Raw genomic sequence first — 13,961 nt, 5'->3', positions numbered from 1 at the left:
AAACGTTTTCAGTTTCGAGCCGGCCACGTCGGCGCAGCCGCCCGGCTGATCGCACCGCGGGCCCACCGGGCCCGCCCTGATGCCGCGCGGACCGCGGCCGGCTTCACCGACCCGATCCGCACGCCTCGTGGACTCGACGGGCTTCCACCGCCCGACTCCGGGACCACGCCCCACTGCCGTTGCCGCATCCCCGCGGGGCTCGATCCCCGCGAGGTGCGGCCGACGGCGCCTGAAGCGTTGCCGGACCCGGTGAGCGCTTCTTCCGCGACCCTACCGAGGAGACATCGACATGACATCCTTCCCGACCCCCTCCCTGCGGCGTCTGCCGCGCCGCGCCCGCCGATGGGCGGCCCGCACCGTGCGCCGGCTGCTGGCGCTGTCGGCCATCGGCGCCGCGGTGGCCTTGACCGGCGCCCCGGCGGCGGCGGCCGATGCGGTCTACACGCAGCGGTTCCTCACCCAGTACAACAAGATCAAGGACCCGGCCAACGGCTACTTCAGCGCCGAAGGGGTGCCGTATCACTCCGTCGAGACGCTGATGGTCGAGGCGCCTGACTACGGGCACGAGACCACGTCGGAGGCGTACAGCTTCTGGATCTGGCTCGAAGCGCAGTACGGGCGGGTCACCGGGGATTGGGCGCCGCTCAACGCCGCGTGGGCCAACATGGAGAAGTACATCATCCCGGGCACCACCGACCAGACGACCAACAGCTTCTACAACGCCGCCAAACCCGCCACCTACGCCGGCGAGGCGCCGCTGCCGCAGAACTACCCGCAACGCATCGACAGCGGCGTGCCCGTGGGGCAGGACCCGATCGCCGGCGAACTGTTCGCGGCCTACGGCACCCGCGACATCTACGGCATGCACTGGCTGATCGACGTGGACAACTGGTACGGCTACGGCAAGTGCGGTGACGGCACCACGCGGCCCGCGTACATCAACACCTTCCAGCGTGGCCCGCAGGAATCGGTGTGGGAGACGGTGCCGCACCCGTCGTGCGAAACCTTCAAGTGGGGCCGCACCGGTGGCACGCAGGGGTTCCTGAGCCTGTTCATCAACGACGGCAGCTATGCCCGCCAGTGGCGCTACACGAACGCGCCCGATGCCGATGCCCGCGCCGTGCAGGCGATCTACTGGGCCTCCGTGTGGGCCAAGGCGCAGGGCAAGGGCGCAGAGGTCGCGGGCCTCGTGACCAAGGCCGCGAAGATGGGCGACTACCTGCGGTACGCCATGTTCGACAAGTACTTCAAGAAGGTGGGCAATTGCGTGGGCCTCTCCGCGTGTCCCGGCGGATCGGGCACGCCGGATGCGAACGGCTACCGCGACAACCAGCACTACCTGATGAGCTGGTACTACGCGTGGGGTGGGGCCACCGACGCGAGCGCGGGCTGGGCCTGGCGCATCGGTTCCAGCCACAACCACTTCGGCTACCAGAACCCGATGGCGGCGTGGACCTTGTCCACCCAGGCCGAGTTCAAGCCGGGCTCGCCTACCGCCGCCGGCGACTGGGACAAGAGCCTCACGCGCCAGCTGGAGTTCTACCGCTGGCTGCAATCGAGCGAAGGCGCCATTGCCGGCGGTGCCACGAACAGCTGGGGCGGGAGCTACGGCACACCGCCGGCCGGCACGTCCACGTTCTACGGCATGTTCTTCGAGACCAACCCGGTCTACCACGACCCTGGGTCGGCCGAGTGGTTCGGCATGCAGGTGTGGTCGATGCACCGTGTGGCCGAGTACTACTACGCGAGCGGGGACGCCCGGGCCAAGGCGGTGCTCGACAAGTGGGTGGCATGGGCCTCGGCCAACACCACGCTGAAGGCCGACGGCACGTATGCGATCCCGAGCACGCTGAAGTGGAGCGGCCAGCCCGACACGTGGAACGCCGCGTCACCCGGCGCCAACACGGGCCTGCACGTCACCGTGGTGGACTCGACGACCGACGTGGGCACCACCGCCGCGTTCGCCCGCACGCTGATCCACTACGCCGCGAAGTCGAACAACGCGGCCGCGAAGACGTTGGCGAAGGAGCTGCTCGATCGCCTGTGGGCGAACTTCCAGACCCCGAAGGGGGTGGCCATCGCCGAGAAGCGCGCCGACTACCTGCGGTTCGACGACGCCTTCGATCCGGCCACCGGCTCCGGCGTGTACGTGCCACCGGGCTGGACGGGCGTCAACGCACAAGGTGCCACCATCGACGCCAACACCACCTTCCTGAGCCAGCGGCCCAAGTACCAGCAAGACCCGCAGTGGCCGAAGCTGCAAGCCTACCTGGTGGGTGGGGCGTCGCCGGACTGGGTGTACCACCGCTTCTGGGCGCAGGCCGACGTCGCGATGGCCCTCAACGACTACGCGAACCTGCTCGGCGACACGGGCCCGGTGACGCCGGCCATCGTGGTGAGCGCGCCGGCGGTCAGCGTGCCGGAAGGCGGTTCGGCCAGCGTGCAGGTGACGCTGTCGAGCGCCCCCACGGCCAACGTCGCGGTCACCGTCGCCCGGGCCGCGGGGGCCGACACGAGCCTGACCGCAGGGGCCACCACGCTGACGTTCACGCCATCCAACCACAACGTGCCGCAGGCGCTGACCTTCGCGGCAGCCGAGGACGCCGACCAGGTCAATGGCAGCGCCGCGTTCGCGTTGACGGGCACGGGGCTTGTCACCGCGAACGTGACGGCCACCGAGGTCGACAACGACGTGGTCGTGCCCGTCACGCTCGTGGTCACCGGCTCGCCGCTCGCGGTGCCCGAGGGCGGTACACGCAGCTTCCAGGTGAGGCTGGGTGCGGCGCCCACGGCGAACGTCACGGTCACGGTGGCCCGCACGTCGGGTGACACCGACCTGGCCGTCAGTGCCGGTGCGACGCTGACCTTCACGCCAGCGAACTGGAACACCACGCAGGCGGTGACGGTGGGCGCGGCCGAGGACGCCGACAGCACCAACGGCGCGGCGACGTTCACGGTGTCGGCCGCGACGGCCACCGCCGTCACCGTGGCGGCCACCGAGCAGGACAACGACGTGGTCACCACGGGCTGCACGGTGGACTTCGACACCACCAACGACTGGGGCGCGGGCCAGGTGCCGCGGATCGTGTTGCAGAACACGAGCGCGACCGCCATCAACGGCTGGCGCCTCACGTGGACCGCGTCGAACGACGTGACGATGTCGAACTCGTGGGGCGCGACGGTGGCCGCCACCGGCCGGAACTTCGTCGCCACGCCGGCCGCGTGGAATGCCACGGTGCCGCCCAACAGCAGCATCGACTTCGGCATGCAGCTCGGCTACAGCGGCGCGAAACCGCTCCCCGTGAACCTCACGTGGGAAGGCCTCAACTGCACGGTGGTCGTCAAGTGACATGGCGGGCGGTCCGGGCTCCCTGGCCCGGGCCGCCCGCGATGGAGCGGGAATGGAAGGAGACATGGCATGAGCCTCATCACCACAAGAACGGCCCGGCCCGCGCGCTACATCGCCCTCGCGGCGATGCTGGCCGCGGCGCTGGCCACCCCCGGTTGCGGCTACCGCGACCTTGGCCAGCAACGCACCGAAAGTGCCGCCGCATGGGGCGAGATCGCCCAGTTGTACCGCGCCCGGTCCGGGCCTGCGGGCGGTGCGATCGCCGCGGCGCGTGCCTCGCCCGGGGTCGACCCGCAGGTCGTCGAGGACGCGCGCGGGGCCCTGGCCCGCGCCGACACGCTGGCCGCGGTACCCGAACTGATCGGCGACCCGCGTGCCGTCGATGCGTTCAGACAAGCGCAAGGTGAACTCACCGGGGCATTGTTCCGGCTGGTCGTGGCCGCGCAGGCCGTGCCCGGGCTGCGGGACGACGCCGCGGTGGGCGCGCTGCGCCAATCGTTGACGCAGGCGGAGGAGCGGTTGGCCGCGGCCCGCGCGCGTTACCAGCGTGCGGCGGCCGCATACAACGCGACCGCCGCCGCGTTCCCGAGCGCCGTCACGGCGCGCCTGCTGGGTTTCGGTCCCGTGCCGTCCCAGCTCTGAACGGATGCTTCAAGGAGCTGTCGATGAAACCGATTCGAACCTCATGGTGGGCCGCCTGCGTGGTGGCGTTGGTCACCGCGTGCGGCGGGGGCGACTCGCCACCGGCCGACACCGCCGCGGCACCCGCCCGCGTGGCCCTCGCCGCCGTGTTGGCACCCAAGTACAACTACGCGGAAGCGTTGCAGAAGTCGATCTTCTTCTACGAGGCGCAGCAGTCGGGGCCGTTGCCCAGCTGGAACCGTGTCAGCTGGCGCGGCGACTCGCGGCTCACCGACGGCGCCGACGTGGGCCACGACCTCACCGGCGGCTGGTACGACGCGGGTGACCACGTGAAGTTCGGCTTCCCGATGGCGTTCACCGCCACCCAGCTGGCGTGGGGCGCGCTGAAGTTCGAGGCCGGCTACAAGGCCGCGGGCCAGCACGCCGCGCTGTTGAACAACCTGCGGTTCGTCAACGACTACTTCCTGCGGGCGCACACCGCACCGAACGAGCTGTACGTGCAGGTGGGCAACGGCGGCACCGATCACAGCTGGTGGGGCCCCGTCGAGGTGTACCCGCTGGCCGCCCCCAGCTACAAGATCAGCGCCACCTGCGGCGGCTCCGAGGTGGCGGCTGAAACGGCGGCCGCGATGGCCGCGGCGTCGATGGTGTTCAAACCCACCGACCCCGCCTACGCGGCCACGCTGCTGGCCCATGCGAAGCAGCTGTACACGTTTGCCGACACCGTGCGCGGCAAGTACTCCGACTGCGTGACCGACGCGGCGGCGTACTACAACTCGTGGTCCGGCTACGTCGACGAGCTGGCCTGGGGTGCCGCTTGGCTGCACCGGGCCACCGGCGACGCGGCCTACCTGCAGAAGGCCGAATCCTTCGTCAACACCACCAGCGGCTTCGGCGCGGAAGGCCAGACGGGCCTGCTGCCGTACAAGTGGACGCACGACTGGGACAGCAAGCACTACGGCGTCTACGTGATGCTGGCGGAGGCCACCGGCAAGGCGCAGTACGTGCAGGCCATCGAGCGCAACCTCGACTACTGGACCACCGGCACCACCAATGGCGAACGGGTGACCTACACACCGGGCGGCCTCGCGTGGCTGCAGCAGTGGGGCGCCTTGCGTTACGCCATGAACGAATCCTTCCTCGCGCTCGTGTACGCCGACATCGTCACCGACCCCGCGAAACAGCAGCGCTACCGCGACTTCGCCACGCGCCAGTTGCACTACGCGCTCGGCGACAACCCGCGCAACAGCAGCTACCTGATCGGCTTTGGCACGAACCCGCCGAAACACCCGCACCACCGCACGTCACACGGCTCGTGGCTCGACAGCCAGGCCACGCCGGTGGAACACCGCCACACGCTGTTCGGCGCGCTGGTGGGTGGGCCGGGCTCGAACGACGCGTACGAGGATGACATCGGCAATTTCACGACCAACGAGGTGGCCACCGACTACAACGCCTCGATCACCGGTGTGCTCGCGAAGATGAACGAGCTGTACCCGGGCGGTGTGCCACTCGACGGGTTCCCGGTGAAGGAGGTGCCCACCGAGGACGAGATCTTCGTCGAGGCCGGGGTCAACAGCGCGGGACCGAACTACACCGAAATCAAGGCGTGGCTGAACAACCGCTCGGGCTGGCCCGCGCGCCATGGCGACAAGCTGTCGTTCCGCTACTACGTGGACCTGACCGAGGTGATCGCCGCGGGCCAGCCCGCGTCGGCCATCACGTTGAGCACGAACTTCAGCCAGGGCGGCCAGGCCACCGGGCCGTTCCGCTGCGGCACCACGAACATCTACTACGCGATCGCCGATTTCACCGGCACCGACATCTACCCCGGCGGCCAGTCGGCCCACCACAAGGAGATCCAGTTCCGGTTCTCGGCGCCGTCGGGCACCGCGTACTGGTCCCCCGCGAACGACCCGTCGTACGCGGGCCTGTCGGCGTCGGGCACGGTCAAGACGCTGGCGATCCCGGTCTACAGCAACGGCCAGAAAGTGTTCGGCAACGAACCCGCGGCCTGCGGCGGCACGCCGGTGGAACCGCCCGCCGCACCGCAGGGCCTCACCGCCACCGGCGGCACGTCGAGCGTGAGCCTGTCGTGGACCGCGGTGGCCAACGCCACGGGGTACGTGGTCAAGCGCTCCGCCACGGGCGCGGCCGGCAGCTTCACCGCGGTGGCGAACCCGTCGTCGAACACGTACACCGACACGGGCCTCGCGGCCAACACGACGTACCACTACGTCGTCGTGGCCACGAACGCTGGCGGGGAGGGCGCCGCGAGCAGCGCGGTGTCGGCCAAGACCGGCGCGGCCCTGCCGGCCACGCCGGTGCCCGTGGCCACGGGGGGCAACGCGGCGGTCACGCTGAGCTGGCCGGCCGCGGCCAATGCGACGGCGTACGACGTGGCGCGCGCGGCCACCAGCAACGGGCCGTACGCCACGGCTGCCCCCGGTTTGACCACCACGGGGTTCACCGACACGGGCCTCGTGAACGGCACCACGTACTGGTACCAGGTCACCGCGCGCAACAGCATCGGCAGCGCGGTGTCGTTGCCCGTGTCGGCCACGCCGCAAGCGGTGACCCCCACGGCCTGCGCACTGACCATCGACGCCACCAACGACTGGGGCGCGGGCCAGGTGCTGGCGGTGCGCCTGGCGAACACCGGCACGCAGCCGCTCTCGGATTGGCAGATCACGTGGACCGCGTCGAACGACTTCACGCTGCAGAACAGCTGGAGCAGCACGGTCACCGCGTCGGGCCGGGTCGTGACGGTGCGGCCGGCTGGGTGGAACGCCACGATCGCGCCGAACGGGTCCACAGACCTCGGGATGCAGATCGCCTACAGCGGCGCCCGTCCGCTGCCCACCAACGCCGTGGTGGCCGGCCAGGCGTGTGCCGTCACGGTGGTGACGGCGAAATGAACGGCCCTCCCCGCCGCATCGCGGCGGGGAGGGTGCCGATCAGTGCCAGGGCACGCCGTAGTAGTCGTACACCTTGCGGCCGTAGTCGTCCGTGTACTCGGGGGTGTCTTCGCTCTCATAGTGCGGCGCCTGTTCGAGCCGCGCCTTGTCGAGCGGCACCACGTAGCCGTCGAGCCGGGTGTCGTACGTGAGCATGTCCCACGGCAGCGGGTACCGGTCGGTGCCCATGCCGAGGAAGCCGCCGAACTCCAACGCAGCGTAGCGGACGTGGCCCGACTGCTTGTCGATCACGAGGTCGTCGATCGAGCCGAGCTTGTCGCCGTCCGGGTTGTAGACGGGCGTGCCTTCGACCTTGTTCGAAGAGATGCAGGGATTGCCGGTCATGGAAGTCTCCTTCACGGAATGCGGGCCGGCGACATGCCGGTCCGTCGTTTTTCAGTTATCGGACCTCGGCGCCATGTGTGCCATCGGAATGGCCCGGTCCTCGGCGTAGGACGATCGGCGGCGCTGTAATGCGGCGTTCATCAGTGTTAATCCCAAGTTAAGAAATCACGGTCAGGCGTAGAGTCGCGGCTCGTTGAAACCGGTTCCAACGTGACCTGTATGGCACTTCTGCGGCGCGGAGGCAGTTGCTCGAGCGCGCGTCGCCGTTCCTTTTTCCCTCAAGGAGTCGACCGTGAAAACAAAGCATCGGATCCCGCGCATGGCCGCGGGACTGTTCGCCCTGGGCGTTGGTGTGGCGGCCTGCGGAGGCGGTGGCGACGACGTTGCCACCCCGGGCCCCGCCCGTGCCGATTGGCCCAAGGTGGCGAGCGCCATCGCGCAGGACGCCGGGCAGGAAGCGCAGGTCAAGGCCCTCGTGGCCGGCCTGACCCTCGCGCAGAAGGTGGGGCAGATGACCCAGCCCGACATCCGCAGCATCACGCCCGCGGAGGTCACGCAGTACTACATCGGCTCGGTGCTCAACGGCGGCGGCGCCTGGCCCGGCAACAACAAGCGCGCAGCGGTGGCCGACTGGATCACGCTGGCCGACGCCTACTGGCAGGCGTCGATGGACACCGACCTGGCCGTCAAGATCCCGGTGATCTGGGGCACGGACGCGGTGCACGGCCATGGCAACGTGTACGGCGCCACGCTGTTCCCGCACAACATCGGCCTCGGTGCCGCCAACGACCCCGAGTTGATCGAACGCATCGGCAAGGCCGTGGCCGCGCAGGTGCACGCCACCGGCATCGACTGGACGTTCGCGCCCACGCTGGCCGTCGTGCGTGACGACCGCTGGGGCCGCACGTACGAAGGCTTCTCCGAGGAGCCGTCGATCGTCGCCGCCTACGGTGGGCGCTACACCACGGGCCTGCAGGGCACGTTCGCCACGTCCGGCCGGCCCACCGTGGTGGCCACCGCCAAGCACTTCATGGGCGACGGCGGCACCGACCAGGGCAAGGACCAGGGCGAGACGAAGGCGAGCATCGACGAGATGATCGCGATCCATGGCGCGGGCTACTACCCCGCGCTGGCCGCCGGTGCGCAGACCGTGATGGCGTCGTTCAACAGCTGGACGTTCAAGGGCACGGCCCCGGACGGCACGGCGCTGGACTTCAACAACGTCAAGATGCACGGCAACAAGTACCTGATGACCGACGTGTTGAAGGGCAAGATGGGCTTCGACGGCCTGATCGTGTCCGACTGGGACGGCATCGCGCAGGTGCAGTACACCGACGCGGGCGGCGCCACGAAGACCTGCACGAAGACGTCGTGTCCGCCGGCCATCAACGCCGGCATCGACCTCGTGATGGTGCCCAACGACTGGAAGCAGTTCATCGCCGACACGATCGCCGCGGTGCAGGCGGGTGACATCCCGATGGCCCGCATCGACGACGCCGTGACCCGCATCCTCCGCGTGAAGTTGCGTTCGGGCCTGATGAAGATCGAGAACGGCCAGACCGTGGCGGTGAAACCGTCGGCCCGGCCGGGGGTAGGCGACCTCGCCGCCCTCGTGCACCGCGACCTGGCCCGCGAGGCCGTGCGCAAGTCGCTCGTGCTGCTGAAGAACGACACGGGCGTGCTGCCTCTCGCGCGCGGCGAGAAAGTGCTCGTCGTGGGCCGCAACGCCGACAACCTGGGCAACCAGACCGGTGGCTGGTCGCTCACGTGGCAGGGCACCACCAACGTCAACGCCGACTTCCCCGTGGCCGACACGATCCTCGCCGGCATCCGCGAGGCCGCGGGCAGCGACAACGTGACGTTCTCGGCCGATGGCGCCGGCATCGACGTGACGCAATTCAAGGCCGTGATCGCCGTGATCGGCGAGACCCCGTACGCGGAAGGCGCCGGTGACATCGGCCGCGCCGGCACGCTGGAACACGCCAAGCGGTTCCCCGGCGACCTGGCCGTGCTCGACCTCGTGGCGGGCAAGGGCGTGCCGGTCGTGACCGTGCTGCTGTCGGGCCGTCCGCTGTGGGTCAACAAGGAACTCAACCGCAGCGATGCGTTCGTGGCCGCGTTCCTCCCCGGCACCGAAGGCAAGGGGGTGGCCGACGTGCTGTTCCGCAAGGCCGACGGCGCCGTGAACGTCGACTTCCAGGGCAAGCTGTCGTTCTCGTGGCCGAAGACCGGCTGCCAGACCACCGTCAACCGCGGTGACACCGGCTACGCGCCGCTGTTTGCGTTCGGTGCGGGCAAGTCGTACGCTGCCGCCGGCGCTGCCGTGGGCAACACCCTCGACGAGACCTCGCCGGCCCTCGGCTGCGGCCAGACCGCCAACACAGGCCCGGCAGCCACCGAACCGATCGAGATCTTCAACCCGGGCCAACACCCGCAGTTCAAGCTCGAGATCGGCTCCGGCCCGAACTGGCACGTGCAGCTCGGCGACGACCTGAACGCCAGGATCGTGACGAGTGACGGTTTCCTGAGCGCCGAGACGTCGCAACTCAACGTGCAGCAGGACGCCAAGAAGCTGGTGTGGGCGGGTGGTGACGCCGAGTTCAAGGCGCAAGTGGGCACGGGCAGCAACCCGGCCGGCCCGGCTGACCTGGAGAGCTACGTGCACCCCGATGCCAAGGCCGTGCTTGCCTTCGACATCGCGGTGCACCAGGCGCCGGTGGGCACGACCGTGGTGCGGGTGGACTGCGTGTACCCGTGCCGCGGCGAGGCCGACGTGACCGCGCTGCTGCGCAGCCTGCCGCTCGACACGAAAAAGACGGTGAAGATCCCGCTGGCCTGTTTCATGGCCGCGGGCGCCGACTTCACCACCATCGACACGCCGTTCCTGCTGAAGACCGCCTCGGCGTTCTCGGCCACCGTGGCGCGGGTGCGCTGGGCGGTGGGCCAGGCCGCGGACGCCGACACGCTGGCGTGTGCCGACGTGGCCCCGCCGCCGCCTGCGGCCGTGGAACCGCTGCCGGGTCCGTCGGTGACGCTGCTCGACGCGGCCGGCGCCTACGGCGACCTGAAGACCGACATGTACATCTCGAACGGCACCCACGTGGTGGCCACGGCGGTGACCGGCGGGTACAACGTCAACTTCCTCGCCGACGGTGGCAACGGCACCTTCACGCTGAAGGGCTCCGCACTGAACCTGGCGAACTTCGCGTCAGGCAAGCTGGCGTTCGACCTGAAGGTGATCAGCTACGGCGCCAACACGAAGGGCCTGGCCATCAAGGTGGAGAGCCCGGGCGACGGCTGCCGCAACGTCGACTACATCCTCCCCGACGCAGTGAAGCCGCCGGCCGACGGCCAGGTGCACCACATCGTGCTGAACCTGGCCGACGTGGTGTCCACCGAAAACGCGCCGTGTTTCACGCTCGAGAACGTGGTGGTGCCGTTCGGCATCTTCCCGGTGTGGGACGACCAGCAGGGGGTGCAGTTCGAGGTGACGAACGTGACGCTGGCGCAGTAGGTCAATCGAGCGTCTGCCGGTAGCGCCGCAACGCGACGGTGCCGGCCACCGCGAGAAACGCCAGCATGGGCCAGAGTTCCGGAAGGACCTGGCCCATGTCGTTTCCCTTGAGCATGATGCCGCGCACGATGCGCAGGAAATGCGTGAGTGGCAGCACCTCGCCGAGCCACTGGGCCCACACGGGCATGCCGCGGAACGGGAACATGAAGCCCGACAGCAGCATCGACGGCAGGAAAAAGAAGAACGTCATCTGCATGGCCTGCAGCTGGTTCGCGGCCAGCGTCGAGAATGTGAACCCCACGCCGAGGTTCGCGAGCATGAACACCCCGATCATCGCCATCAGCAGCGGGACACTGCCGGCCATCGGCACGTCGAACAGCAGGAACGCTGCGGCCAGGATCACGCCGAGCTGCAGGTAGCCGATCACCACGTACGGCAGGATCTTGCCCACCATCACCTCCATGGGCCGAACCGGCGTGGCGAGCAGGTTTTCCATCGTGCCGCGTTCGCGCTCGCGGGTCATCGCAAGGCTCGTCAGCATCACCATGGTCATCGTCAGGATGGTGCCGATCAGCCCGGGCACGATGTTGTAGCGCGACAGGCCCTCGGGGTTGTAGCGGCGGTGCACGCGCACCTCGTACGGCGGCATGCCGGATTGCAGCGGCTGCAGCGGGCCGGTGAGGTCGTGCCGCAGCGCCTGGCCGCCGAGCTGCGCGAGCGCGGCCATGGCGTTGCCCGACGCCGATGGGTCGGTGGCATCCACCGCCACCAGCAGCGCGGGCCGTTCGCCGCGCACGAGCCGCCGCGAGAAGTCGGGCGGGATCACCACCATGAACTGCGCCTCGCCCGTCTCCAGCAAGGCCTCGGCCGCGTGTTCACTGGGGCTCTGCACCACGATGCGGAAGTAGCCGGTGTTCTGCAGCGCCGCCGTCAGCGTGCGGGCCATGGGCCCGCTGTCATACGACACGAGGGCCGTGGGCAGCCCTTTCGGATCGGTGTTGATCGCGTAGCCGAACAGCACGAGTTGCAGGATCGGCACGCCGATGGCCATCGCGAACGTGAGCCGGTCGCGCAACATCTGCTGGAACTCCTTGATGAAGATGGCCAGCGTGCGGGCGGCGGAGAAGCGGCGGCTCATGGCGTGGCCGCCTTCGGGCCGAAGTTGTCGTCGGCGCGGGCGATCAGGCTGATGAACACGTCCTCGAGGTTCGCCTCCGCGCGCGACCACGACAGGCCGCCCTGTGACCGGTACGGTGCAATGGCCGCGGACAGCGCCGCGTCGTCCTGCCCGGCCACGTGGATCGTGTTGCCGAACGCGGCCACGCTCAGCACCCCCTCCGCCACCTTCAGCGGTTCGACCAGGGCCGCGGCGCCGTCGCCTGCCACGGACCACACCGACAGCTTCGCGTCGCGGACGATCTCGTCGGCGGTGCCTCGGGCGAGCGCCTTGCCGTACGCGATGTAGGCGAGCTCGTGGCAGCGTTCGGCCTCGTCCATGTAGTGCGTGGACACCAGCACCGTGATGCCATCGGCCGCGAGCCGGTGGATCTCGTCCCAGAAGTCGCGCCGGGCCTTCGGGTCGACCCCGGCCGTGGGTTCGTCGAGCAGCAGCAGGCGCGGTTCGTGGAGCAGGCACGCGGCCAGCGCGAGGCGCTGCTTCCATCCGCCCGACAGCGACCCGGCGAGCTGGTCGCGCCGGGCCGCGAGGCCCAGGCGTTCGAGCGCCGCATCCACCGCCTCGCGCCGCCGTGGCAGCTCGAAGAGCCTGCCCACGAAATCGAGGTTCTGGCGGATCGACAGGTCGTCGTAGAGGCCGAACTTCTGCGTCATGTAGCCCACCTGCCGGCGGATGTCGTGCGCCTGCCGCACCAGGTCGAGCCCGAGGCAGGTGCCTTCGCCCGCGTCGGGGGTCAGCAGCCCGCACAGCATGCGGATCGTGGTGGTCTTGCCGCTGCCGTTCGGGCCGAGGAAGCCGCAGATGCGGCCGGTGCGCACCTGCAGGTCCACGTGGTCGACCACCGTGCGCGGGCCGTAGCGCTTCGTGAGGCCGCGCACGTCGATGGCCAGGCCGGTCATGGCGTGGTGCGGCGAACGTCGAGCGGCTGCCCGGGTTTCAGTCCGGCGCGCACGGGGTCGTCGGGGCGGGCTTCGACGAGGAACACGAGGCGCGAGCGCTGGGCGTTGGAATAGATGACCGGCGGGGTGTACTCGGCCTCCGTGGCGATGCGGTCGACCCGGGCGGCAATGGGCGTGGCGCAGCCGTCGCAATGCAGTGTCACCGCATCCCCCACGGCCAGCGACGCGAGTTCCCCTTCGGGCACGTAGAACCGTGCCTTGATGTTGGCGGGGGGCAGCAACGACACCACGGGCTGGCCGGGTTGCACCCACTCGCCCACGCGGAAGAACGTGTCAGCGACACGCGCCTTCACCGGGGCCACCACTCGCCGCTGGCCTTCGCGCCACTGCGCCTGCGCGAGCGACGCCTCGGCCGCGCGGGCCGTGGCGGCCGCGGCGGCGCGCTCGTCGTCGCGGGCGGGGGTCTGCGCCACCTTCAGCGTGGCCGTGAGTTCGGCCACCTTCTGGCGGCCTTGTTCGACCGCGGTGCGGGCGTCGTCCAGCCGCGATTGCGAGATGAACCCCTTTTCCACCAGCGCCTGCTGGCGGGCCAGCTCGCGCGTGGCGAGCGTGGCCTGGGCCCGGGCCTGGGCGAGTTGCGCGCGCAGCGCGCTGGTGTCTTCGAACCGCCGGCCGAGCGTGGTGTTGCGGGCCTGGGCGCGGGCCGTGTCGGCGCGTGCGGCGGCTTCGTCGCGGGCGGCCCGTTCGGCCGTGTCTTCCAGCGCAAAGAGCGGGGTGCCGGCATCGACCGTGTCGCCCCGCCGGGTGGTGAGGGCCTGCAACGTGCCGCCGGCCGTGGCCGCGACGTACACGTACTCGCCCTCGGCATACCCCGACCATGCCGGGTCGGGCCGCGGCGAACAGGCGGCCAGCGCGCAGGCCAGCAGGAGCAGGGCGCGGGGCATGCTGCATTGTTGGGCACGCGGGTGGGCGGGGCAAGTGTCCATCGGTATACTGGACACACAGCGCTGATTTGTTCCGGCTTGCGGGCGCTTTAAAAATTCCGCTAAAGACGTGGCCCCGATCCGGTGTCCCGCTT

8 protein-coding genes and 1 riboswitch are annotated in these 13,961 nt (G+C 69.7%); of the genes, 4 read left to right on the top strand and 4 right to left on the bottom strand.

Features of this window, described 5'->3' with window-relative positions; genetic code table 11:
• Nucleotides 1–289 precede the first annotated feature (289 nt).
• The 3 genes from ASC87_RS18320 to ASC87_RS18310 all read left to right on the top strand — a co-directional run bounded on the left by ASC87_RS18320 (nt 290) and on the right by ASC87_RS18310 (nt 6,909).
• Nucleotides 290–3,349: a glycoside hydrolase family 48 protein gene (locus ASC87_RS18320; RefSeq protein WP_056665263.1), complete on the top strand. Its 3,060-nt coding sequence runs from the start codon at nt 290–292 to the stop codon at nt 3,347–3,349.
• 69 nt (nt 3,350–3,418) lie between these two features.
• Nucleotides 3,419–3,991, top strand: coding sequence for a LemA family protein (locus tag ASC87_RS18315; protein WP_056665261.1), 573 nt, complete (start codon nt 3,419–3,421; stop codon nt 3,989–3,991).
• Between the two features lie 23 nt (nt 3,992–4,014).
• On the top strand, nt 4,015–6,909 hold the full coding sequence (locus ASC87_RS18310) for a glycoside hydrolase family 9 protein (RefSeq protein ID WP_082568727.1): 2,895 nt from the start codon (nt 4,015–4,017) through the stop codon (nt 6,907–6,909).
• 39 nt (nt 6,910–6,948) lie between these two features.
• On the opposite strand, the gene ASC87_RS18305 is transcribed toward ASC87_RS18310, so the two are convergent.
• The gene (locus ASC87_RS18305; protein ID WP_056665256.1) at nt 6,949–7,293 is read right to left on the bottom strand and encodes a PRC-barrel domain-containing protein; all 345 of its coding nucleotides are present in this window, start codon (nt 7,291–7,293) and stop codon (nt 6,949–6,951) included.
• 292 nt (nt 7,294–7,585) lie between these two features.
• On the opposite strand from ASC87_RS18305, the gene ASC87_RS18300 reads away from it, so the two are divergent.
• Nucleotides 7,586–10,807 carry a glycoside hydrolase family 3 N-terminal domain-containing protein gene (locus ASC87_RS18300; protein ID WP_082568726.1) on the top strand — a complete coding sequence of 1,074 codons (3,222 nt, stop codon included), beginning with the start codon at nt 7,586–7,588 and terminating at the stop codon, nt 10,805–10,807.
• A 1-nt stretch (nt 10,808) separates the two neighbouring features.
• Here the strand turns inward: ASC87_RS18300 and ASC87_RS18295 are convergent, their stop codons facing one another.
• The 3 genes from ASC87_RS18295 to ASC87_RS18285 are packed head-to-tail and all read right to left on the bottom strand — an operon-like array spanning nt 10,809 to nt 13,827.
• Nucleotides 10,809–11,945, bottom strand: a complete 1,137-nt coding sequence (locus ASC87_RS18295; RefSeq protein ID WP_056665255.1) for an ABC transporter permease — start codon at nt 11,943–11,945, stop codon at nt 10,809–10,811.
• Complete coding sequence (locus ASC87_RS18290) at nt 11,942–12,883, bottom strand: ABC transporter ATP-binding protein (RefSeq protein WP_056665253.1); 942 nt, start codon at nt 12,881–12,883, stop codon at nt 11,942–11,944. Before ASC87_RS18290 ends, ASC87_RS18295 begins: the two co-directional genes overlap by 4 nt.
• A complete protein-coding gene (locus ASC87_RS18285) occupies nt 12,880–13,827 on the bottom strand; it encodes an HlyD family secretion protein (RefSeq protein ID WP_056665250.1) in 948 nt (315 codons plus the stop codon). Before ASC87_RS18285 ends, ASC87_RS18290 begins: the two co-directional genes overlap by 4 nt.
• A 50-nt stretch (nt 13,828–13,877) precedes the next feature.
• Nucleotides 13,878–13,950, top strand: a riboswitch (SAM riboswitch).
• The last annotated feature ends 11 nt before the right edge of the window (nt 13,951–13,961 follow it).

This window comes from Rhizobacter sp. Root1221, assembly GCF_001425785.1.
Classification (GTDB): domain Bacteria; phylum Pseudomonadota; class Gammaproteobacteria; order Burkholderiales; family Burkholderiaceae_C; genus Rhizobacter.
Note: the sequence above shows the minus strand (reverse complement) of the source record. Positions and strands in the feature narration are given on the sequence as shown.